The organism is Amycolatopsis sp. NPDC059235 (assembly GCF_042754125.1).
Lineage (GTDB): Bacteria > Actinomycetota > Actinomycetes > Mycobacteriales > Pseudonocardiaceae > Amycolatopsis > Amycolatopsis albidoflava.
The window spans coordinates 24,822-46,005 of record NZ_JBHZAG010000079.1 but is presented as its reverse complement, the minus strand read 5'-3'; the positions used below and the strand labels follow the sequence as shown (position 1 = coordinate 46,005).

Sequence of the window (21,184 nt, the reverse complement as noted above, 5' to 3'; positions counted from 1 at the left end):
CCGTCGTTTTGGGTACCCTTTCGTCATTTTTTTCCCCTCGGTTTCCCCCACACGACCCGGGGCGTTCCGTGAGGGGCCCCTTCACGGACTTAGATTCCCTCAAGGGGCCCTTCACGGACCGCCCCCACCTCCGCGATGCACCCAATGTGGCATTCGGTGCATCCCACGCACCCAATGCGGCATTGGTTGCATCCCATGCACCCAACGCCACATTGGGACGCTTGCCCCACCCACCAACCGCCGCCGACACACCCAACGTTCGAGGCACCCAGCCCCAAACCGCACCAGTGCACCCAACAATCGAGGCACCCAGCCCCACACCGGCACCACTGCACCCAACGTTCGAGGCACCCGCCCCTAAACCGCACCGATGCACCCGCTATCGAGGCACCCAGCCCCTCCCCCGCACCCCGATACGAAGCCTCCCTGCGGTTCGGGGGTGCTTGTCAAGGCATCTTTCCCGCCTTGACAAGCACCCCCGAACCGTCAGCACACTCGGGCTTCGGGGTGCCCCACGCAACCACCAGCGATGTTGCCGCCAGGCGACGAGCAATCAAGCATCAAAATCCACAGTAACCCGCTCAGAAACCGGATGAGACTGACAAGTCAGCACAAACCCAGCCTCCACCTCCGCCTTCTCCAACGCGAAATTCCGCCGCATATCAACGGCCCCCTCAGTCACCCGCGCCCGGCAAGTCCCGCAAACCCCGCCCTTGCAAGCAAACGGCAAATCCGGCCGAAACCGCTGCGCCCCATCCAGCACCGAAGACTCACGCGGCAAATTCATAGTCGTAGACCGACCGTCAAGAACCAGTGTCACCTCAGACGAAGCACCAGCCACCGCAGGATCAACATGCTTAACCGGCTCCGGCGGCACATCGTCCACATAGAACAGTTCCTGATGAATTCTCTCCCCAGGAACCCCCAGCGAACCAAGAAGATCCTGCGCAGAGGCAACCATCCCAAACGGCCCGCAAAGCCAAAAGTGATCCACCTCGTCCACCGGCACAATCGACCCGAACAACGCACTCAACTTGTCCGCATCCAACCGCCCAGTGAACAGCTCAGCCTCACGAGGTTCCCGTGACAACACATGCACGAGTTCCAGCCGAGCCGGATACCGATCCTTCAAATCAGCCAGATCATCAGCGAACATCACCGTGTCAGTCCGACGATTCCCATACAGCACGGTGACCGAAGCATCCGGAGTAGCCAGCAGAGAAGCCGCAATCGACAACACCGGCGTAATCCCAGACCCAGCAGCGATCAGAACATGGTGACCGCCACCGGCGAGGTCCGGTGTGAACGACCCAGTCGGCGCGGAAACCTCAACAGTGTCCCCAGGCCGGACCTCATTGACCAGCCACGTCGAAAAGACACCGTCCGGCACGAGACGCACCCCGACCCGAGGCCGCTCCCCCACCGCAGCACAGATGGAGTACGAGCGGCGCTCATCCCGCCCGTCCACCATCCGCCGCAGCGTGAGCGACTGCCCAGGCGCGAAGGCATAAACCGACGCAAGCTCGGAAGGCACGTCGAAGGTAACGGCCACAGCGTCATCACAAAGCCGCTCAACCTCAGCCACCCGCAACGGATGGAACCCGGTACGACGGGAAACGGTGGCAGTCACTCAAATCTCCTTGACGTGTTCGAACGGCTCCCAGCAAGACCGGCACCGCCGCAACGCTTTGCACGCGGTGGCGCTGAACCGAGACTGCTCCTCCGTATCCAAAGACCCGCAATGCGGACAAGCCACCCGCCGCACAGAAGGCCCCAGCGTCAACGGAATCGGCCCAGCCGCCCGCTGAGGAGCAGACCCCGGCGGAGCGATCCCGGCCTCAGCAAGCTTCCGCCGCCCGTCCTCGCTGATCCAGTCCGAAGTCCAAGCCGGTTCCAGCACAGTGCGAATGTCAATCTCGACATACCCCGCACCACGCAACGCATGCTCCAGGTCGTCCCGCATAGTGTCCATGGCCGGACAGCCGGTATAAGTCGGCGTAATAGAAACCGTAACCCGACCGTCCTCTTCGGACACCTCGCGCAACACACCCAGATCCGCGAGTGTCAGCATCGGCAGCTCCGGATCAGTGACCGTCGAGGCCACCGCGACCGCGGTCACCACGACGCCCCAGGCATCGCCCGAGCCACACTCTGCAGCTCAGCCAGCAGGAAGCCCATCTGTTCCGTGTGGACACCGTCGCGCCCGGTCCGACCGGAAACCCCAGCAATAGCACCGATCTCCGGGCGCTCCAAGGTCGCCGCAGCCAACGCCTGATCCACCACAGCGTCGAACTCCGGCCGCAACGAAGCAGCATCCACGAGCTCAGCCGGATGCGTCGAGAACAACTCCTCGACATAGGGCCAAGCCGCAGCCAGCCCCTCGGCCATCCGCTCACGCGACAACGGCGTCCCGTCGCCCAGCCGCACCAACCACTGCGCGGCGTAATCCCGGTGATAAGCCAATTCCTTGACACCCTTGGCCGCGATCGCCGCCAGCACCGGGTCCACACTGGACTCCAGCTGCTGGAACAACGCGAGCCGCCAAGTCGAGAACACGAACAGCTGCGCGATCAAGTGCCCGAAGTGCCCGCCACCCAGCTCCGCCAACCGAACGTTCCGGAATTCGTTCTCGGCGCGCAAGAACGCGAACGAATCCTCAGACCGATCAGTGCCGTCAGCCTTGCCGGACCGAGCCAGCAGCAACCGCGCCTGGCCGAGCAGATCGAGGCCGATGTTCGCGATTGCGACCTCGTCCTCCAGTTCCGGCGCGTTGCTGACCCACTCCTGCAGCCGGTGCGAGAAGATCAGCGCGTCGTCGCCCAGCATCAGGCAGTACGCGGCCAGCTGTGCACCGTCCACTCCGGACGGAACCGAAGTGTCCACACCGGACAGCGGGTCGGCGAAGCCGGTGCCGAAAGCCCACCGGGCGTCGTTGTCCTCGGTGATGGCTTCGTAGACGTTATCGAAGGACACAGCAAGACATCCCTTACATGTGGGGAACGTTGTCGGGAATGTCGTAGAACGTCGGGTGCCGGTACACCTTGTCCCCGCTGGGCGCGAAGAACGGGTCCTTCTCGTCCGGCGACGACGCGGTGATGTCCGAGGCGCGAACGACCCAGATCGACACGCCCTCGTTGCGGCGCGTGTAGAGATCGCGCGCGTGGTGCAGCGCCATCTCGTCGTCCGCCGCGTGCAGCGAACCCACGTGCACGTGGTTCAGGCCCCGCTTCCCGCGGACGAAAACCTCGTACAACGGCCAGTCGTGCTTCATGCCGAAACCTCTTTCTTGGCCGCGTGCGCCGCAGCAGCTTCTCGAACCCAAGCACCGTCGTCGTGCGCTCGCCGCCGGTGCGCGATGCGGTCCGCGTTGCACGGGCCGTTGCCCTTGAGCACGTTCTTGAACTCGTCCCAGTCGACCGCGCCGAAGTCGTAGTGCTCGCGCGAGGCGTTCCACTTCAGCTCCGGGTCCGGGAAGGTCACGCCGAGCGCCTCGGCCTGCGGCACGGACATGTCGACAAAGCGCTGCCGCAGCTCGTCGTTGGTGTGCCGCTTGATCTTCCACGCCATCGACTGCGCGGTGTTCGGCGAATCCGCGTCCGGCGGGCCGAACATCATCAGCGACGGCCACCACCAGCGGTTCACCGCCTCCTGCACCATCTCTTGCTGCTGAGAGGTGCCGCGCATCATGGTCATCAGCAGCTCGTAGCCCTGCCGCTGGTGGAAGGACTCCTCCTTGCAGATCCGGATCATCGCCCGCGCGTACGGCCCGTATGAGGACCGGCACAGCGGCACCTGGTTGCAGATCGCCGCGCCGTCCACCAGCCAGCCGATCACGCCGACGTCGGCGAAGGTCAGCGTCGGGTAGTTGAAGATCGACGAGTACTTCTGCCGGCCGGTGATGAGCTTGTCGGTGAGGTCCGCGCGGTCGGCGCCGAGCGTCGCCGCCGCGGAGTACAGGTACAGCCCGTGCCCGGCCTCGTCCTGCACCTTCGCGAGCAGGATCGCCTTGCGCCGCAAGGAAGGCGCGCGGGTGATCCAGTTGCCTTCGGGCTGCATTCCGATGATCTCCGAATGCGCGTGTTGCGCGATCTGGCGGATCATCGTCTTGCGGTAGCCCTCGGGAATCCAGTCGCGCGGTTCGATGCGCTGGTCCCGTTCGATGGTGTGCTCGAACAGGGCTTCCAATTCAGGCTCTGCCACAGCGGTCACGGCTGCTCCTTCGAGACAAGGGTGAGCACGTCGTACTTCGCGACCGAGTCGCCGTCCTGGTTGGTGACGTCGGCGTCCCAGCGGACTTCGCCGTACTCCTGGTCGATCCGCGGCGTGATCTGCTTGGCCGTCAAGGTGACCGTCAGCGCGTCGTCGACCTTCACCGGCGTGAGGAAGCGCAGGTTCTCCAGGCCGTAGTTGGCCAGCACCGGACCCGGCTCGGGCGACACGAACAGGCCCGCGGCGAACGAGACGACCAGGTAGCCGTGCGCCACGATGCCGCCGAACAGCGGGTTCGCCGCAGCGGCCGCTTCGTCGGTGTGCGCGTAGAAAGTGTCGCCGGTGAAGTCGGCGAAGTGGTCGATGTCCGCGCGCGTGACGGTGCGCGGGCCGGCCACCACCGAGTCGCCGACCTTCAGTTCAGCCAGCGACTTCCGGAACGGGTGCACGTCGTCCTCGATCCGCGGGCCGCCCTCGACCCACCGGCCGGTGACCGCACCGAGCACCGTCGGGCTGCCCTGCACGGCCGTGCGCTGCATGTGGTGCAGCACGCCGCGGATACCGCCCATTTCCTCGCCGCCGCCCGCGCGACCCGGGCCGCCGTGCACCAGCTGCGGCATCGGCGAACCGTGTCCGGTGGATTCCTTCGCGTCTTCGCTGTCCAGCACCAGCAGCCGACCGTGATACGGCGCGACGCCCAGCACGATCTCGCGCGCGAACACCGGGTCACCAGTCACGACCGAGCCGGCCAGGCTGCCGCCGCCGCGCGCCGCGAACTCGATGACCTGCTTGACCGACGTGTACGGCATCAGCGTGGACACCGGGCCGAATGCCTCGACCTCGTGCGGCTCCGCGCGCTCCGGGGCGGCCTTGAGCAGGATCGGCGAGATGAACGCACCGGTCGCCTCGTCGCCGTCCACGACGTCGACGTGCTCCGGGTCGCCGAAGACGATGCTGCCCGCGTCGAGCAGCGCCTTCAGCGAACGGCGTACCTCCTCGCGCTGCTCCAGGCTGGCGAGCGCGCCCATCCGAACGCCCTCAGCGTTCGGGTTGCCGACAGTCACCTTGGCGAGCCGGGCACTGACAGCTTCGGCGACGTCGTCCAGCATCTCGGCCGGGACGAACGCGCGCCGGATCGCGGTGCACTTCTGGCCCGCCTTCACCGTCATCTCGGTGGTCAGCTGCTTGACGAAGAGGTCGAACTCCGGCGTGGACGGCCGGGCGTCCGGGGCGAGGATCGAGCAGTTCAGCGAGTCGGCCTCGGCGTTGAACCGCACGGAGTTCCGCACGATCGCCGGGTGCGCGCGGAGCTTCTGCGCCGTGGACGCGGAACCGGTGAACGACACCAGGTCCTGCGCCGTGACGTGGTCGAGCAGGTCGCCGACGCTGCCCGCGACGAACTGCACCGTGCCCTCGGGCAGGATGCCGGATTCGACGATCAGCTCGACGAGCCGCGCGGTCAAGTAGGCGGTCTGGCTGGCCGGCTTGATCAGGCTCGGCACCCCGGCGAGGAACGCGGGTGCGAACTTCTCCAGCGGACCCCACACCGGGAAGTTGAAGGCGTTGATCTGGACCGCGACGCCCTGCAGCGGCGTGGCGATGTGCTGCGCGACGAACGTGCCGCCGCGGCTCAGCGGCTCGACCGCGCCGTCGACGTACACGGTGTCGTTCGGCAGCTCGCGCTTGCCCTTCGAGCCGTAGCTGAACAGGACGCCGATGCCGCCGTCGATGTCGAACTTCGAGTCGCCGAGCGTCGCACCCGTGCGCGCCGACAGCGCGTACAGCTCTTCGCGGTGCTCGCGCAGGTGCGAGGCGAGCGCCTTCAGCAGCGCCGCCCGCTGATGGAACGTCAGCTTCCGCAGCGCCGGACCGCCGACAGTGCGGCCGTAGTCGAGCGCAGCGGCGAAGTCGATCCCCTCCGACGAAATCCGGGCCACTTCCTCCCCGGTCGCCGCGTCGTGCAGCGGGGCGCCCTCGCCCGGCGCCGTGTGCCATCCCCCGGAGACGTAGCTGCGGAGCAGAACCATGCCGACCCTCTCGCCGAATTACCAACCGGACGTTCAGTAATTCGCAGGATAGCCGTTCTCCCCGCTGATCGGAACCCCCGCGTTGCTTGACACCGCGCCAGGCGCGGCCTTTACTGGGCTCCAGCCAGGATTACCGGTCGTTCGGTCAGTAAGTCACCATTCCGGAGGGCGAACTCGTGACCCGCAACGCCGCGCACGCCATGTTCGACACCGACGAGGCGTCCCGTTCGCTCGGCATCGAACTCGTCGAGGCGGCCGACGGCCGCGCGGTGGCCACGATGAAGGTCACCGAGACGATGGTCAACGGCCACGACATCGCCCACGGCGGTTACGTGTTCCTGCTCGCCGACACCACTTTCGCCCTCGCCTGCAACACGTACGGGCCGGTCACCGTCGCCGCGGGCGCGGAGATCTCGTTCGTCGCCGCCGGAAAACTGGGCGACCACCTCGTCGCGACGGCCGCCGAGCGCACCCGCTACGGCCGCAACGGCATCTACGACGTCACCGTGCACCGGGAAACCCCCGGCGGGCCCGAGGTCGTCGCCGAATTCCGCGGCCGCAGCCGCGTCATCGAGAAGACCCGGGAAACACAGTGACCCCCACCCTCGCCGAAAACATCAGCGCCGACGAGCTGGCCGCGCTCCAGTTGGAACGGCTGCAGTGGACCCTGCGGCACGCGTACGAGAACGTCCCGCTGTACCGCAAGAAGTTCGCCGAAGCGGGCGTGCATCCCGACGACTGCCGCGAGCTGGGCGACCTGGCGAAGTTCCCCTTCACCACCAAGGCCGACCTGCGCGACAACTACCCGTTCGGCATGTTCGCCGTGCCGCAGGACCAGATCCGCCGGCTGCACGCTTCCAGCGGCACCACCGGGAAGCCGACCGTCGTCGGCTACACCGAGGACGACCTGGACACCTGGGCCACCGTGATGGCGCGCTCGATCCACGCGGCGGGCGGACGGCCGGGGCACAAGGTGCACGTGGCCTACGGCTACGGCCTGTTCACCGGCGGGCTCGGCGCGCACTACGGCGCGGAAAAGCTCGGCTGCACGGTGATTCCGGCGTCCGGCGGAATGACCGCCCGGCAGGTCCAGCTGATCACCGACTTCAAGCCGGAGATCATCATGATCACGCCGTCGTACATGCTGACGCTGCTCGACGAATTCGAGCGCCAGGGCGTGGACCCGCGGGCCAGTTCGCTGAAGGTGGGCATTTTCGGCGCGGAACCGTGGACCGAGCAGATGCGGTCCGAGATCGAAGAACGCTTCGCGCTGGACGCGGTCGACATCTACGGCCTGTCCGAGGTGATGGGCCCCGGCGTCGCGCAGGAATGCGCGGAAACCAAGGACGGCCTGCACATCTGGGAGGACCACTTCTTCCCCGAGGTGATCGACCCGTTCACCGACCAGGTGCTGCCCGAGGGCGAACGCGGCGAACTGCTGTTCACGTCGCTGACCAAACAAGCGCTGCCGATCATCCGCTACCGCACCCGCGACCTGACCCGCCTGCTGCCCGGCACCGCGCGTCCGGCTTTCCGCCGGATGGAGAAGGTGACCGGCCGCAGCGACGATCTGATTATTTTGCGCGGCGTCAACGTTTTCCCCACGCAGATCGAGGAAATCGTCCTGCGCACTGAGGGGTTGAGCCCGCATTTCCAGCTGGTCCGCTCGACCCGCGGCCGCCTGGACCACCTCACCGTGCGCGTCGAAGCCCGCGCGGATACGACTGCCGAGGGCCGGTCTTCGGCGGCCTCCGCGGTTGCCGCCGGGGTGAAGGACGGCGTCGGCGTAAGCGTTTCGGTGGAGGTCGTCGACCCGGACACGCTGGAACGCTCGCTCGGTAAAATGCGCCGCGTGCTGGACGAACGCTCGTGACAACCCCCGCCCGCCGCGGCCGTCCCGGCTACGACCTGGAGTCGCTTCTCCAGGTCGCGGTCAAGCTGTTCAACGACCGCGGCTACGACGGGACCAGCATGGAGGACCTGTCGCGCAAGCTCGGCATCACGAAATCCGCGATCTACCACCACGTCCCGAGCAAGGAAGAACTGCTGCGGCTGGCAGTCGGCCGGGCCTTGGACGGACTGTTCGAGGTCGCGGAGTCGACGGAGGCGCTCGACGGGCGCGCGATCGACCGCTTGGAGCATCTGGTGCGCGGAAGCGTGCTGGTGCTGGCGGATCGGCTGCCGTTCGTGACGTTGCTGCTGCGGGTGCGGGGCAATACGAAGGCCGAGCGGGCGGCTTTGGCGCGGCGGCGCGAGTTCGATCATCTGGTGACGGATCTGGTGAAACAGGCCGAAGCAGAGGGAGATGTCCGGCCGGACATCGACCCGGCGATCGCGGCGCGACTGCTCTTCGGCACGGTGAACTCGCTGATCGAGTGGTACCGGCCGCGGCGGGGATCGTCTCCGGAGGAACTGGCGGACGCGGTGTGCAAGATGGCGTTCGACGGGCTGCGCGCTTGACCCGATTTCGTGCTGTGCGTACGGGTTTCTCGCTACGCTGACGGCATGGATCTGGGGGAGATCGGGCGGACTCTGGCGGAACGGCTCCGAGACTGGGCAGGCGACGGCTGGTCCGAAGCGGTGTTGCAGATTTCGATGGGCACCTGGGGGTCCGTCGAGGCGTGGACTGACGGATCGGATCGAGGCAATGGGCGCGATCTTCTCGATGCGATGCACGGGGCCTACCCGCGAGACCATCCTCCGGCGGTGTATGAGGTGCGGCTGCGCGCCGACGGCGCCTACCGTTTCACGACCAGCCCCGACGTCGACCACCTGTCCCCGGCCCGGCGCGTGTTCGATCCGGATTTCCGCTGCCCGCAACGCCCGTCGCCGGGGATGCCGCGACCGGCGGGAGCCGAACCGACCAGTGCGCCGACCGACCCGGCGGTGCTGCGGGAAGTCAGCGCGCTTGTCGCGGAATTCGCCGAGCGGTACACCGCGATCACCGGCCACGCGCCGGACTGGGAACCGGGGCGGAGCGAGGAGGAGATCGCGGCTGCCGAGGCGCGGATCCAAGCGCGGCTGCCGGAAGACCTGCGAGCGCTCTACCGGCTGATCGGCCGGGACTCCGGCGAAACCGGGCTGCTCGGCTACTTCGCTCACGACTCCCTCGACACGGTGGTCGAGGACTACCACTACAGCTGGCCCGGCGCCTACCGCGGAGCCGCCTGCGACGAACCGCAGTACAGAGCGGGCGTGGTGTTCGAGGCAGTGCCACCGGGGCGGATCAAACGCGTCTCCCGCAACGACTGGTGGGTTTCTTTCGGCGGGAATCACAGCGACCAGTGGATCGCGGTCGATCTCGATCCCGCCGAGGGCGGCCGGTCCGGGCAAGTGATCGAACACGGCGAGGAGGTGGCTCAGCTGATCGCGTCGTCGGTCACCGAAATGCTCACCGACGTCGTGACCGCCCTCCGCGCGGGCAGATTCACCCGGCACGAAGGCGATCCCCGGCTCGAAGTCCAAGCGGCATTCCACGACGTCCCCTACAAGAACCACGTGCTTCTCGTCCGCGATGTCGCGAAACTGGACCTGACCGCCGAGATCGGCGCCGAGGATCCGGAAGCGATCCAATCCTGCCATCTCAGCGACGGCATCGACGTCGATCTGGCCGTGCTCGAACGGCTGGACGGGCTGCGCGAGGTCGGTGCCCATCGCATGAAAACCGTCGTCCCGAACGTCGCCGGGCTGCCGCTCCTGGAATCGCTCACCATCACCGCCGAACAGACCGACCTCAATGCGCTCTCCGGTCATCCGACCCTGTGGGACCTCACCCTCAGCGGTCTCGCCCACCCCGTCGACCTGACCCCGCTGGCGACTCTCCCGAACCTCACCCGGCTCACCGTCAACGGCCTGGACATCCCGGCGATCGACCAGCTCGCCCGCCTCAAAGCCCTCCGGGTCCTCACCCTCGACGCCAGCCAGCTCACTCGCCTCCTCGCCTCCGGCAACCGCCTCCCCCAGCTGGCCGCCCTCACCATCTCCGGCCGCGTGTTGCTGGCTGAAGCAGTCGAATTCCTCCGTCAGCTCCGCGGCACCGACGTCCGCCTCGAAGAGTTCACCGGCTCGCTCGGTCCGTCCGTTTGACCGTTTATCGCCACACGGCAGTGAAATCGGCGTCCGGTATTGCCGTCAGGAAGTCGGCAGCGTCGAACACCTCGCCTGGTGCCAGCGCGCCCGCGCCTTGGTACCGGCCGTCGAGGAGCCGGACGGTGGCTTCGACCAGGATCGGTGCGGTCGTGGCGTAGATGTCGCGCCCGGTCGCGGTGCCGCGGCGAGTCCGCGAACCTGAGCCGGCGGTGACCTCGACGGCGAAGCGTTGCGCCGAGCGGCCGTGCTCGTCGTGGGCTTGCGGGGCCGGGGTGTCCGGGTCGTGGAGGTCGTCGAGCGGGGCGGTGTTCAGCCAGGAGCGCAGTGTTCCCACCTTGAGATGCCGGTCGATTGTGACGACCTCGGAGAACGGAAGCTCCACAGTGGACTGTGCGCCGATCGGTTCCGGGAAGTCCCAGTTGCCGGTCGCCGGGTCGGAGATCGGGGTGAGGGCGCCGTCGCGGATGACCAGCCGGGTCGCGGTGTTGCGGGCGCCGGTGACCCGGGTTCCCTCCGTGGGCCACCACCGGTCCAGTCCGATGGCGATCTCGACCTCGTCAGCGGACGTCTCGGGGCCGAGCACCGCGGTGAGGAGCAAATCGGCCAGCCCACCGTAGAACGCCATGGCGGGCATGACGACTGTCCCCGCCGAGCGGGCAGCTGCGTCGAGTTCCCGATAGAGCTGTTGGACAGCGGGCTGCTCAGCGGTGACGTCCAAGTAGTGAGTACCGGTTTCGACGGCTGCCGTCGCGAGCGGGAGCGCGGTGTCCAGGAACGGGCCGGCGCAGTTGATCACCACCGCCGCGTCGTTGAGGAGCGCCCGCAAACCGGGGCCGTCGTCGATGCTTGCCGCGCGCCGGTCCAGCTCCGCGAACTGAGTGAGCCGCGAGAGGCTGCGCCCTGCGACGATCGGCTGAAGACCGCGTCGCAGCAACTCGTCGACCACGAACTTTCCGGTGTGGCCGCTGGCGCCGTAGACCAGGACCCGCTGGGAATCTGCCATGAGGCTGATTCTGGACACTCTCGCGTGCCGCTGGTGAGTGTCTGAAAGGACGAGTTGCGTACAGTATCGGACATGCCTCGACTGGTGCTCGTCCTGCATGAGCACGCGATGCTGTACGAGGTCGCGATCGCGGCCGAAGTCTTCGGCGTCGACCGATCGGAGCTCACCCCCGGCGGTGCCTGGTACGACGTCGTCGTCGCCTGCCCGGAGCGGTCGCCGCGGCACTGGCTGCCCCATCTGCCCGCGATCGGCGTCTCGGAGATCGGCGAAGCCGCAGCCGACCTGATCGTGGTCCCCTCCACGGATTCGCCCGGCGAGGAGATCGATCCGGCGCTCGCGGCCGCTCTCCGGGAGGCGCACGCGAACGGCGTCCGGATCGCGGCCCTGTGCACCGGCTCGTTCGTCCTGGCCGAGGCCGGACTGCTGGACGGCCGGATCGCGACCACCCACTGGATGCACGCCGACGATCTGGCCCGCCGCTATCCGCGCGTGCAAGTGCGCGCCGACGTGCTCTACGTCGACGAGGGCGACATCCTGACCTCCGCAGGCAAGACGGCCGCACTGGACCTGTGCCTGCATCTGGTGCGCCGCGACCTGGGTGCCGCGGTCGCCAACGACCTCGGCCGCCGTCTGGTCGTCCCGCCGCATCGGCACGGCGGCCAGGCGCAATTCGTGTCCCCTCCGCCGTCTCCGGACGGTTCCGGCCTGGCCCGCACCGCGGAGTGGGCACGGTCCCGGCTGGACCAACCGCTGACGGTTGCCGACCTCGCGCGCCACGCCGGTCTGAGCTCCCGACAACTCGCCCGCCGGATGCGCGCCGAATTCGGGTCCGCCCCGCTGAACTGGCTGCACCGGCAACGCCTCGCCCGCGCACAGGAACTGCTCGAACGCACCGACTCACCGGTCGAGCAGATCGCCGCCAGCTGCGGGATGGGCAGCGCCGCCACCCTGCGCCGCCACTTCCGCGACGCACTCGGCGTCTCACCGTCCGAATACCGCGCGACGTTCCGGCTGACCTAAGGCGCTTCCCTCCGAGCTGGAGCAGGCATAGTCACCACAAACCCCGTGCTCCGCCCCAAATCGTCCAGCAGCCAGCCCATCCGCTTGGCCGTCCGCAGGATCAACGCCGAATCCACCACCGACAGCGGCGCCAGATCCTGCTCCAGATGCTCCTGCATCCGCATCGACTCCTCGATCGAGCGCATCCACGTGGTCACCAAAAGATTCGCCGGACCGGGCAGACTCGCCATCTGCCGCACAGTCGGGTTGGCACGCAACCGATCCACGCACGTCGACACGTGCGCCACCGGCACCTGGCACCACCAGTTCACGACAATCGGCGACGGCGTCAGCCCCTGTGCGATCTCGCAGCGGAACGTCAGCGCGTCGGCGCTCAGCAGGTGTCCGAGCTGACGCCGGACAGTCGACACGGGGCGTCCGGTGATCCGCGCCAGGTCCGCGGCGCTGCGCCGGCCGTCCTCGCCCAGGGCGACGGTCAGCGGGGCGTACGGCTCTTCCCACGGCTGCAGCTTGGCCAGTCGCCCGCCTCCGATGGACGGTAGTTGCGACAGGGCCTGCACGCGTCGCCGATCCAGCGCGCCGACTCGCCATGAGCTGCCTTCGACGTGCAGCCGCGACGCGAGGTGCGAGCGGGTGTTCAGCACGCCGGGCAGGCTCGGGATCGCGTCCAGCAGCAAGGCGGACAGGTCGCGCAGGCCAAGACCAAAGACCGTCAGCACGAGGCTGTACTCACGCGAAGCCTCCTCGATGCTGGCCACCGAAGGCCACGTCGACAGTTCCCGGATCAGCTCGCGCACCTGGCCGCTCGCGCAGCGGATTTCGACGTACGCCGCCTGCACTTGATACAGCCCGGGCACGTGCGGATACGCCGTCACCCAGGCCGCTCCCCCGTCGCGCAGCCGCTCCCAGCGCCGCGCCAGCGTCACCGGGGAGGAGTCGAGTGCCGCGGCCAGCTGCGTCCAGGTGGCGCGGGGGCGCAGTTGCAGTGCGTGGATGAGCGAAAAGTCTTCCTCCTCCAGTGAGTCGATCATTGTTTCTTCTCCAGAGGGCCATCCGGCGAGCGATTCCGACAACTCTAACCCGATATCGGGCGTCAGTTCGCACACTCGACCACCAAGACGCCCGTTCCCCAACGAAGAGGAGCCGAGCCGGTGGACCTCCACGACGACGCCCGCAGCCAGCAGGACGACCTGGCCCGGCTGCGCAGCGACCTGCACCGCGAGCCTGAGATCGGCCTCGACCTGCCGCGCACCCAGGAACGCGTGCTGCGCGAACTCGACGGTCTCGGTCTGGAGATCTCCACCGGAACCGGCACGACGTCGGTGACCGCGGTGCTTCGCGGCGAAGGCTCCGCCCGGGATTCGGCACAGCCGCGCACGGTCCTGTTGCGCGCCGACATGGACGCGCTCCCGGTCCAAGAGGCGACCGGGCTCGACTTCGCCGCTACCAACGGCGCGATGCACGCGTGCGGCCACGACCTGCACACGACGTCGCTGGTCGGTGCGGCCCGGCTGCTGCACACACATCGCGACCGGATCAACGGCGACGTCGTCCTGATGTTCCAGCCCGGCGAAGAAGGCTGGGACGGCGCGGGCGTGATGCTCAAGGAAGGCGTGCTCGACGCTGCTGGCCGACGCGTCGACGCCGCGTACGGGCTGCACGTCTTCTCGTCGATGCTGCCCAGCGGCCAGTTCGCGAGCCGCCCCGGAACGCTGATGTCCGCTTCGCACAAGCTGCTCGTCACCGTGCACGGCGAAGGCGGCCACGGCTCGATGCCGCATCGCGCCAAGGACCCGATCTCCGCTGCGGCAGCGATGATTACCGCGCTGCAGACCATGATCACGAGGCGGCTGGACATCTTCGACCCGGCCGTGCTCACCGTCGGCGTCATCCGCGGCGGCACCAAGCGCAACATCATCCCCGCGACCGCTGAGTTCGAGGCCACCGTCCGCTGCTTCTCCGACGACACCGCCGCTCTGCTGGACACCACGATCCGCGAGACGATCGACGGGATCGCGCGGGCGAACGGCGTCACCGCGGACGTCGTGTTCGAGAACGAATATCCCGTGACCGTAACGGATGTCGACGAGACGGCGTTCGGAGCCGAGGTCGTCCGCGAGACGATCGGCGAGCAGTACTACACCGAACTGCCCAACCCGGTCGCCGGTTCCGAGGACTTCTCCCGCGTGCTCGCCGCGGTGCCGGGCACATTCCTCGGCCTCGGCGCGCTGATGCCGGGCCTCGAACCGCACACCGCGCCCAACAACCACAGCCCGTACGCCGATTTCGACCCGTCCGTGCTGTCCCGCGCCGCCACCGTCTACGCAGAGCTCGCCGTCCGCCGTCTCGACCGTTTCGCCGAAGGAGCACTGCGATGACTTCTGTGGTCCCAGACCGTCGCCGCACCCTGTTCGGGCTCGGTGCCGGCAACGCGATGGAGTGGTTCGACTGGAACGTCTACGCCACCTTCGCGTCCTTCTTCGCCGCGCAGTTCTTCAACGCCCACAGTGCGGTTTCGGCCCTGCTGAGCACGCTGGCGGTGTTCGCAGTCGGGTTCGCCGCGCGGCCGGTCGGCGGCTGGGTGTTCGGCTGGATCGCCGACCGCAAGGGCCGTCAGCTGGCGATGTCGCTGACCGTCGCGATCGCCGCCGCCGGCAGCCTGGTCATCGGCCTTTCCCCGACGTACGGCCAAATCGGCGTGTGGGCGTCGGTGATCCTCGTGGTCGCGCGGCTGGCCCAGGGCCTCGCGCACGGCGGCGAGCTGCCCTCCGCGCAGACGTACATCGCCGAGGTCGCTCCGCCGGCCCGACGCGGGTTGTGGTCGAGCCTGATCTACTTCTCCGGCACCTGCGGCGTGCTCGTCGGCACCCTGCTGGGCGCGGTTCTCTCCGGCGTCTTGACGCACGAGCAGATGCTGTCCTACGGCTGGCGCATCCCGTTCATCCTCGGCGGCGTCTTCGGGATCTACTCGCTCTACGTGCGGCTTCGCATGCGCGAGACCGAGGTGTTCCAGGCCGCGAAGAAGGACGCGGCGAAGGAGAAGGGCCAGATCTGGCAGACGATCAAGCAGAACCCGAAGCTGCTCGCGCAGGTCGTCGGGCTCACGGTCGGCGCGACGGTCATCTACTACATGTGGGCCGTCGCCGCGCCGTCGTACGCGATCACCGTGCGTGGCGTCGCCCCGACCGGCGCGCTGTGGGCGGGGGTGTTCGCGAACGTCGTGTTCCTGATCGCCTTGCCGTTGTGGGGAATGCTGTCCGACCGCATCGGCCGCAAGCCGGTGCTGTTCATCGCGATCGCGGGTCTGCTCGTGCTGAGCTTCCCGCTGAACGCGATGGTCGGGCACGAGGCGTGGCAGCTGTTCGTGGCGATGTCGATCGCGCTGGTGTTCATGGCCGGGTTCTCCTCCATCGGCCCGGCGGTCTACGCGGAGATCTTCCCGACCCGCATCCGCGCGGTCGGCGTCGGCGTGCCGTACTCGATCGCGGTCGCGGCGTTCGGCGGCACGGCGCCGTACTTGCAGACGCTGTTCGCCGGGAACGGACATCCGTCGCTGTTCATCATTTACGGGATTGTGCTGATGGTGATCAGCGCGCTGGTCGTGTTCACGCTTCCGGAAACCCGGGGCGTGGACCTGCGGGAGAAGACGGAGACTGCCGACCGGGCAGTCACCGGATCAGGAGCGTAAGGCCGGGTAGGGCTTCAGCGTGATGCCGTTCGCCGAGCGCTGAAGCCCGCCCAGCATTCGTTGCCTGCCCGGCAGATACGGCATCGCTCGCATGACCGCGTTGCGCAGGCGGATGCCGTTCCGGGTCCGCGGGGCGAATCCGCTGGCCCCGCCGGGCGGGCGCTTCCGGTTCGCGGCCACGTAATCCCGCATCTCGTCGGCATAGCGGGCGAAAGCGGCTCGCGGGTCGTCCATAGTGGACAGTTCACCGGCGAGGACGTAGGCGCCGACGATCGCCAGGCTGGTCCCCATGCCGAGCGAACCGCCGAAGGCCGAATCGCCGAGCAGGACCGTGCGACCTCGGTGCCATTCAGCCAGCCGGACCTCTCCGGCGCGGGAGAAGTACAGGTCGTCCGGCAGTTGCGCCAGGAGTGCGGGGATTTCCCAGCCAGCACCGGCGAACGCGTCGGTTACCACCGCGGCTGGGTTTGCTTGCGGCGAAATCGGTTCCGGCGACGTGAAACCGATCAGGACCCGGCAGTCTCCGGAAGTGCCGAGCGGGTACAGCATGACGACCCGGCCGCCGACGCCGTTGCCCGCGGGCAGGTTGTAGACCACCTCCCAGCCATCGAGAGCGAGCCGCGTCCGGGCCGGGAAGTACCCGAGGTGATAGCCCAGATCGCGGACGGATTCCGGACCGAACACCAGCGACCGCACGCCCGAGCCGATGCCGTCCGCGCCGACCACGACGTCGAACGTCCGCGCCGGGCCGTGCGTGAAGGTCGCGCGGATTCCGTCGGATTCCTCGGTCAGCGCGGTGATTTCGGTGCCGTATTCGATGTCGGCGGCTGCGGCGTCGTACAGGATCCGGACGAGGTCGGTGCGGAGGATTTCGAGATCCGCGATCACCCCGCCGGAATCGCCGAACGCGTCCGCCGCCATCTCCGCCACCCGACGGCCACGCTCGTTGAGCCAGGCTATGCCGCGAGTTCCGGTGTGCGCGGCGCGGACTTCGTCCAGCAGGCCCATCCGAGCGAGGACCTCGCGGGCCGTGCCGCGGATGTCGACGGCTTGGCCGCCTGGCCGCAACGCGGGAGCACGCTCGATCAGCGTCGGGTGAAAACCGTACTGCCGCAGCCAGTACGCGAGGGAAAGACCGGCGACGCCCGCGCCGGAGATCAGGACAGTGCGCATGTGTACACCGTACGAGCGCTTCTCCTTCGGGTACCTTTGTTCTAGTGCAGTTCTTCTAACACCCCGGTTGGGGCGATGGAGCGCACTAGTGCACTGGAGGCATCGATGGACTCCGCGCCCTACCAGCGGATCGTGGCCGAGATCCGGGAGCGCATCACGAGCGGACGGCTGCGGCCGGGCGACCGCGCGCCGTCGACCCGGCAGATCACCCGGGAATGGGGCGTCGCGATGGCGACCGCGACGAAGGTCATCGCCGAACTGCGCGAGCAGGGTCTGGTCGACCCCAAACCAGGCGCGGGCACCGTCGTGCGGTCGGTGCGGCGGAAGCGGGAACCGGAACTGAGCCGGGACCGGATCGTGCGCGTCGCCGTCGAAATCGCCGACGCGGACGGGCTGCCGACGGTGTCGATGCGGCGGATCGCCACCGAACTCGGCGCGGCGACGATGTCGCTGTACCGGCACGTCGGCGACAAAGAAGAACTGCTCCATTTGATGGCCGACACTGTTGCCAGCGAAGCGATCCGCCGCGAGCCGCCGACCCCGTGGCGAGCTTGCCTGGAATACACCCTTCGTCTCTTGTGGACAGTCTGCCGGTGCCATCCTTGGGTCGCCGAGGCGCTGTCCATGACGCGGCCCCGGCCCATGCCGAACCTGATGCGGTACTCCGAGTGGGTGCTGGCCGCGCTGCTCCGGACCAGACTGCCCACCGAAGAGCTGCTTCTCGCGCACCTCAATCTTTTCGGCCACGTCCGCAGCCTCGCGCTCACCTGGCAGTCGGAAGCGTGGGCGCGCCAAGACACCGGCCTGGCCAACGACGAATGGCTCGACGGGCACGAGGCCGAGTTCCGCCGGATCGTCGGGACCGGCCGCTACCCCGCGCTCGACCACCTGACCGCCCAGCAGACCCAGCACACCCTCGACCAGACCTTCGAATACGGCCTGCGCCTGCTCCTCGACGGCCTCGAACGGCGGCTGGGAAGTCCGTGAGGGGAACCTTCAGGGAATCAGAGTCCCTCAGGGTTCCCCTCACGGACTTCTCCGCGGGGGTCAGGTGTCCGGTTGGGTTTCGCCCAGTTGCCACCACAGCGCCGCACGCAGCTGTTCGATCAGCGCTTCGTCGTCCTCCTCGCTCGGCTCGGCGCCCAGCGGGATCCACCGCTCCTCCACCAGTTCGCCGTCGTCGTAGCTGCTGATCAGTATCCCCGGATACGACACCGTCAGCTCGTCCTCCGGGCAGCCGGTCGCGCACGGCCGGTCGTCCATCCGGACGTGCCGGTAGTGCAACCGCACCCCGACCCACCGGCCGGGCGGCCGCGGCTGCTGGTCCGTGCCGTTCATCGCCCGCTCCCGCTCGCCCCACGTCCCCCGGCTGAAGGTCGCGGCCGGGGCGGCCGGAGTTACCAGCCGGTTGTTCCGGTTGGGTAACGGCATCCGGTGACCGCGCCGCCGGGGAGCCCGCAACGTGTTGACAACGACCTCGCCCGGCGGCGAGGCTGGCGCGGTGAGCAGCGGACCCCGGCGGCGGCTGGACCCCGCGCAGCGCCGCGCCGAGATCCTCGCCGCGGCCCGGCGGTGCTTCGGCGCGGGCAGCTACTCCTCGGTGTCCACTTCGGACATCGCGGCGGCCGCGGGGGTCGCCCGGCCGCTGATCAACCACTATTTCGGCGGCAAACGCGAGCTGTACCTCGAAGTGGTGCGGCAGATGACGATCGTGCCCGCCCCGGTCGTCGACGCGCTGCCCGAGGGCCCGCCCCGGCTGCGGCTGGAAATCGGCATCGACCGGTGGATCGACGTCGTGGAACGCAACCGCGACGCCTGGCTCACGGTGATCGACGCGGCGCACGACCCCGAGGTCGAGCGGATCATGCGGGAGGCCGACGAGATCGCCGCCGACCGCGTGCTCGCCGCCGCTCAGCTGCCCGCGAACGGACATCCGCAGCTGCGGGCGATGATTCGCGCGTACGGCGGGATGCTGCGCGCCGCGTCCCGGGAATGGCTGGTCCGCGGCACGCTGGAGCGGGCCGAACTGCGCGCGTTCCTGGTGGAATCGCTGGTGCAGCTGCTGGAAACCACCTATCCGGCCGTGCTGGCGCAGCAGACCTCCGGAGCGGGCAGCGCCGGCTGAGCTGCTCGGCGACGGAGCGCGGGCAGGATCGTCACAACCGCGGCCATGGCCATCGCGGCACCGAGGACGATCGGCGCGCGCAGCCCGTACGGCTCGATCAGGCTGGCTCCCACGGACGAGCCGAGCATGACCCCGAGCGTGATGAACGACGAATGCACCGTGTTGACCAGCGGACTGGTGTTCCCCGCCCGCTGCACCCGCACCGCCATCGCGGGGTTCATCGTCACGCCGGCCAGGCCGACCGCGAGCATGAACACCAGCGCGGCCGCAGGCACGTCGGTGAACAGCGCGAAGCCGGCGAGGAAGACCGCGTTGAGGAGCGTGCCGACCACGAGCGTCGCCAGGGTGTGCCGGTCGGCAAGCCTGCCGACAACGCTGTTGCCGATGACCGTGGCCGCGCCGTAGCCGAGCAACAGCAGCGGGACCGTGTCCGGCGAGAACCCGCTGACCTCGGTCAAGATCGGGGTGAAGAAGCTGAATGCGGAAAATGTCGCGCCGATGATCAGCGTGCTGGAGACGAGCGCGAGAATCAGCTTCGGACGGCGGAAAACGCGCAGGTCCGCAGATGCTCGCTGCGGAACCGGCCCGGAATCGCGCACCTGGAACTGAGTCAGCAGCGCGGCGAGCACGGTCAGCAGGGTGATCGTCCAGAACGCCGCCCGCCAGCCGAAATGTCCGCCCGCGAAGGTCGCCAGCGGCAGCCCGAGCAGGGTGCCGAGCATCAGGCCGTTCATCGCGACGCCGATCGCCCGGCCGCGCACGCGTTCTTCGACCAGCTGCCCGCACAGGGAAATCGCGATGCCGAAGAAGGCTTGCGACGCGACACCGCTGATCACGCGGGCGACCACCATCACCGAATACGTGGTCGCGAGCGCGGCCAGCACGTTGCCCGCCAGGAACACCGCGAAGATGACCATTAGCGCGGTTTTCGGCCGGACGCGCAGCAACACCAGCGTCAGCACCGGGCCGCCGACTGCCATCGCGACGGCGAAGACCGTGATGAGGTAGCCGATCTGCGCGACCTCGACGCCGAGTCCGGCGGCGAGCTGCGGCATCAGTCCGGCGACGGCGAATTCGCTGGTGACCATGGCGAAAATGCCTGCCGCCAGTACGTAAACCGCGGACGGCACTTGGGGCGCGGACATGGGAGACCCTTTCCTGTAACGATCGGTTCAAAACACGGTCAGCGTTCAACCGGGAAGGACGGGGTTGTTACGGACGAAGTGCCCGGGTGGCGGCCTGGACGATGTCGGCCAGCCGGGCCAGCGGTGCGCCGCCTTGAGCGGAGATCCGCAGCCCGGCAACACTGGCGTTCACATACGCGGCCAAGCCTTCCGCGGGAACCTCGGCGGTGACTTCGCCAGCCGCCTGACCTGCGCGCAACAGGTCCGTCAGCAGGCGCAGCCGGGCATCGGTGTCGCGCGCGACCTGCTCCAGGAATTCCGCGTTCTCGGTGTCGCCAGCCAGTTCGGCAACGGAATTCACGGCGAGACATCCACTCGGCGCGCCAGTGCTCGACCGTTCGGCTTCCTCGAGGACCGCCTTCGTCAGATAAGCCTCGATTCGCGCCACTGCGTCGCCCTTCTTGGCGATCACCTCGGCGGTGGCCTGCGCAGTGGTGTCGAGATAGCGGCCGAGGCATTCCGCGAACAGTGCGCCCTTGCTGCCGAAGGTGTTGTACAGGCTGCTGCGGCCCAGACCGGTTGCCTGGCACAGCTCTTCGGCACTGGTCGCGTGAAAGCCCCGCCGCCAGAACAGGTCAGTGGCGGCGGTGAGCACTTGCTCGCGATCGAAGGTGCGTGGTCGAGCCATGCCGTGAGCCTACGGCATTGTGTAACGATATGTCCATA

The 21,184-nt window shown here is 68.1% G+C and carries 21 protein-coding genes; 9 read left to right on the top strand and 12 right to left on the bottom strand.

Translation table 11 applies throughout. The annotated features are described in order from the left end of the window. Positions 1-553: 553 nt before the first annotated feature. The 6 genes from paaE to paaZ are packed head-to-tail and all read right to left on the bottom strand — an operon-like array spanning position 554 to position 6,236. Entirely contained in the window at positions 554-1,630 is a 1,077-nt protein-coding gene (gene paaE, locus ACFXI3_RS36450; protein ID WP_378405839.1) for a 1,2-phenylacetyl-CoA epoxidase subunit PaaE, read from the bottom strand. Continuing rightward, complete coding sequence (paaD, locus tag ACFXI3_RS36445) at positions 1,631-2,122, bottom strand: 1,2-phenylacetyl-CoA epoxidase subunit PaaD (protein WP_344269687.1); 492 nt, start codon at positions 2,120-2,122, stop codon at positions 1,631-1,633. Beyond that, the gene (gene paaC / locus ACFXI3_RS36440) at positions 2,116-2,973 is read right to left on the bottom strand and encodes a 1,2-phenylacetyl-CoA epoxidase subunit PaaC (protein ID WP_378405837.1); all 858 of its coding nucleotides are present in this window, start codon (positions 2,971-2,973) and stop codon (positions 2,116-2,118) included. The genes paaD and paaC overlap by 7 nt, the downstream gene beginning before the upstream one ends. Positions 2,974-2,986: 13 nt before the next feature. Continuing rightward, complete coding sequence (gene paaB / locus ACFXI3_RS36435) at positions 2,987-3,271, bottom strand: 1,2-phenylacetyl-CoA epoxidase subunit PaaB (protein ID WP_009073848.1); 285 nt, start codon at positions 3,269-3,271, stop codon at positions 2,987-2,989. Then, positions 3,268-4,209, bottom strand: a complete 942-nt coding sequence (gene paaA, locus ACFXI3_RS36430) for a 1,2-phenylacetyl-CoA epoxidase subunit PaaA (RefSeq protein ID WP_378405835.1) — start codon at positions 4,207-4,209, stop codon at positions 3,268-3,270. Before paaA ends, paaB begins: the two co-directional genes overlap by 4 nt. Then, entirely contained in the window at positions 4,206-6,236 is a 2,031-nt protein-coding gene (gene paaZ, locus ACFXI3_RS36425; RefSeq protein ID WP_378405833.1) for a phenylacetic acid degradation bifunctional protein PaaZ, read from the bottom strand. Before paaZ ends, paaA begins: the two co-directional genes overlap by 4 nt. 200 nt (positions 6,237-6,436) lie before the next feature. Here paaZ and paaI point away from each other — a divergent pair, with 200 nt between their 5' ends. From paaI to ACFXI3_RS36405, 4 genes are read left to right on the top strand one after another with little or no spacing between them, the layout of a single operon-like run. Next, positions 6,437-6,832 (top strand): hydroxyphenylacetyl-CoA thioesterase PaaI, encoded by a 396-nt coding sequence (gene paaI / locus ACFXI3_RS36420; protein ID WP_344269804.1) that lies wholly within the window; start codon positions 6,437-6,439, stop codon positions 6,830-6,832. Then, positions 6,829-8,109, top strand: a complete 1,281-nt coding sequence (gene paaK, locus ACFXI3_RS36415; RefSeq protein WP_378405831.1) for a phenylacetate--CoA ligase PaaK — start codon at positions 6,829-6,831, stop codon at positions 8,107-8,109. The genes paaI and paaK overlap by 4 nt, the downstream gene beginning before the upstream one ends. Further along, entirely contained in the window at positions 8,106-8,696 is a 591-nt protein-coding gene (locus ACFXI3_RS36410; protein WP_116206018.1) for a TetR/AcrR family transcriptional regulator, read from the top strand. The genes paaK and ACFXI3_RS36410 overlap by 4 nt, the downstream gene beginning before the upstream one ends. A 45-nt stretch (positions 8,697-8,741) precedes the next feature. Then, positions 8,742-10,322 (top strand): SMI1/KNR4 family protein, encoded by a 1,581-nt coding sequence (locus tag ACFXI3_RS36405; RefSeq protein ID WP_378405829.1) that lies wholly within the window; start codon positions 8,742-8,744, stop codon positions 10,320-10,322. A 4-nt stretch (positions 10,323-10,326) separates the two neighbouring features. On the opposite strand, the gene ACFXI3_RS36400 is transcribed toward ACFXI3_RS36405, so the two are convergent. Continuing rightward, positions 10,327-11,328 (bottom strand): saccharopine dehydrogenase family protein, encoded by a 1,002-nt coding sequence (locus ACFXI3_RS36400; protein WP_378405827.1) that lies wholly within the window; start codon positions 11,326-11,328, stop codon positions 10,327-10,329. Positions 11,329-11,400: 72 nt separating this feature from the next. On the opposite strand from ACFXI3_RS36400, the gene ACFXI3_RS36395 reads away from it, so the two are divergent. Next, the gene (locus tag ACFXI3_RS36395; protein ID WP_378405825.1) at positions 11,401-12,348 is read left to right on the top strand and encodes a GlxA family transcriptional regulator; all 948 of its coding nucleotides are present in this window, start codon (positions 11,401-11,403) and stop codon (positions 12,346-12,348) included. On the opposite strand, the gene ACFXI3_RS36390 is transcribed toward ACFXI3_RS36395, so the two are convergent. Continuing rightward, a complete protein-coding gene (locus tag ACFXI3_RS36390; RefSeq protein WP_378405823.1) occupies positions 12,345-13,379 on the bottom strand; it encodes an Lrp/AsnC ligand binding domain-containing protein in 1,035 nt (344 codons plus the stop codon). The two genes, ACFXI3_RS36395 and ACFXI3_RS36390, sit on opposite strands and share 4 nt — an antisense overlap. 120 nt (positions 13,380-13,499) lie before the next feature. Between ACFXI3_RS36390 and ACFXI3_RS36385 the strand changes: the two genes are divergently transcribed. Both ACFXI3_RS36385 and ACFXI3_RS36380 read left to right on the top strand, forming a co-directional pair. Further along, entirely contained in the window at positions 13,500-14,726 is a 1,227-nt protein-coding gene (locus ACFXI3_RS36385; protein WP_378405821.1) for a M20 family metallopeptidase, read from the top strand. Then, positions 14,723-16,036, top strand: coding sequence for an MFS transporter (locus tag ACFXI3_RS36380; protein WP_378405819.1), 1,314 nt, complete (start codon positions 14,723-14,725; stop codon positions 16,034-16,036). The genes ACFXI3_RS36385 and ACFXI3_RS36380 overlap by 4 nt, the downstream gene beginning before the upstream one ends. On the opposite strand, the gene ACFXI3_RS36375 is transcribed toward ACFXI3_RS36380, so the two are convergent. Continuing rightward, the gene (locus ACFXI3_RS36375; RefSeq protein WP_378405817.1) at positions 16,025-17,209 is read right to left on the bottom strand and encodes an FAD-dependent monooxygenase; all 1,185 of its coding nucleotides are present in this window, start codon (positions 17,207-17,209) and stop codon (positions 16,025-16,027) included. The genes ACFXI3_RS36380 and ACFXI3_RS36375 overlap by 12 nt on opposite strands. 105 nt (positions 17,210-17,314) lie before the next feature. Here ACFXI3_RS36375 and ACFXI3_RS36370 point away from each other — a divergent pair, with 105 nt between their 5' ends. After that, positions 17,315-18,196 carry a GntR family transcriptional regulator gene (locus tag ACFXI3_RS36370; RefSeq protein WP_378405815.1) on the top strand — a complete coding sequence of 294 codons (882 nt, stop codon included), beginning with the start codon at positions 17,315-17,317 and terminating at the stop codon, positions 18,194-18,196. Between the two features lie 60 nt (positions 18,197-18,256). Here ACFXI3_RS36370 and ACFXI3_RS36365 read toward each other — a convergent pair whose 3' ends face one another. Then, positions 18,257-18,640, bottom strand: a complete 384-nt coding sequence (locus ACFXI3_RS36365) for a hypothetical protein (RefSeq protein WP_377927732.1) — start codon at positions 18,638-18,640, stop codon at positions 18,257-18,259. Between the two features lie 70 nt (positions 18,641-18,710). Between ACFXI3_RS36365 and ACFXI3_RS36360 the strand changes: the two genes are divergently transcribed. Further along, the gene (locus tag ACFXI3_RS36360) at positions 18,711-19,334 is read left to right on the top strand and encodes a TetR/AcrR family transcriptional regulator (protein WP_344269799.1); all 624 of its coding nucleotides are present in this window, start codon (positions 18,711-18,713) and stop codon (positions 19,332-19,334) included. Here the strand turns inward: ACFXI3_RS36360 and ACFXI3_RS36355 are convergent. Together ACFXI3_RS36355 and ACFXI3_RS36350 are read right to left on the bottom strand one after the other, a co-directional pair. Beyond that, on the bottom strand, positions 19,283-20,479 hold the full coding sequence (locus ACFXI3_RS36355) for an MFS transporter (protein ID WP_378405813.1): 1,197 nt from the start codon (positions 20,477-20,479) through the stop codon (positions 19,283-19,285). The two genes, ACFXI3_RS36360 and ACFXI3_RS36355, sit on opposite strands and share 52 nt — an antisense overlap. Positions 20,480-20,546: 67 nt before the next feature. Then, the gene (locus ACFXI3_RS36350) at positions 20,547-21,146 is read right to left on the bottom strand and encodes a TetR/AcrR family transcriptional regulator (RefSeq protein WP_378405812.1); all 600 of its coding nucleotides are present in this window, start codon (positions 21,144-21,146) and stop codon (positions 20,547-20,549) included. Positions 21,147-21,184 lie beyond the last annotated feature (38 nt).

Coding starts and splice junctions, on each gene's coding strand:
- paaB (WP_009073848.1), bottom strand. CDS start 3,271: ATGAAGCACGACTGGCCGTTGTACGAGGTTTTCGTCCGCGGGAAGCGG.
- paaZ (WP_378405833.1), bottom strand. CDS start 6,236: ATGGTTCTGCTCCGCAGCTACGTCTCCGGGGGATGGCACACGGCGCCG.
- paaI (WP_344269804.1), top strand. CDS start 6,437: ATGTTCGACACCGACGAGGCGTCCCGTTCGCTCGGCATCGAACTCGTC.
- ACFXI3_RS36405 (WP_378405829.1), top strand. CDS start 8,742: ATGGATCTGGGGGAGATCGGGCGGACTCTGGCGGAACGGCTCCGAGAC.
- ACFXI3_RS36400 (WP_378405827.1), bottom strand. CDS start 11,328: ATGGCAGATTCCCAGCGGGTCCTGGTCTACGGCGCCAGCGGCCACACC.
- ACFXI3_RS36395 (WP_378405825.1), top strand. CDS start 11,401: ATGCCTCGACTGGTGCTCGTCCTGCATGAGCACGCGATGCTGTACGAG.
- ACFXI3_RS36390 (WP_378405823.1), bottom strand. CDS start 13,379: ATGATCGACTCACTGGAGGAGGAAGACTTTTCGCTCATCCACGCACTG.
- ACFXI3_RS36380 (WP_378405819.1), top strand. CDS start 14,723: ATGACTTCTGTGGTCCCAGACCGTCGCCGCACCCTGTTCGGGCTCGGT.
- ACFXI3_RS36375 (WP_378405817.1), bottom strand. CDS start 17,209: ATGCGCACTGTCCTGATCTCCGGCGCGGGCGTCGCCGGTCTTTCCCTC.
- ACFXI3_RS36370 (WP_378405815.1), top strand. CDS start 17,315: ATGGACTCCGCGCCCTACCAGCGGATCGTGGCCGAGATCCGGGAGCGC.
- ACFXI3_RS36365 (WP_377927732.1), bottom strand. CDS start 18,640: ATGCCGTTACCCAACCGGAACAACCGGCTGGTAACTCCGGCCGCCCCG.
- ACFXI3_RS36355 (WP_378405813.1), bottom strand. CDS start 20,479: ATGTCCGCGCCCCAAGTGCCGTCCGCGGTTTACGTACTGGCGGCAGGC.
- ACFXI3_RS36350 (WP_378405812.1), bottom strand. CDS start 21,146: ATGGCTCGACCACGCACCTTCGATCGCGAGCAAGTGCTCACCGCCGCC.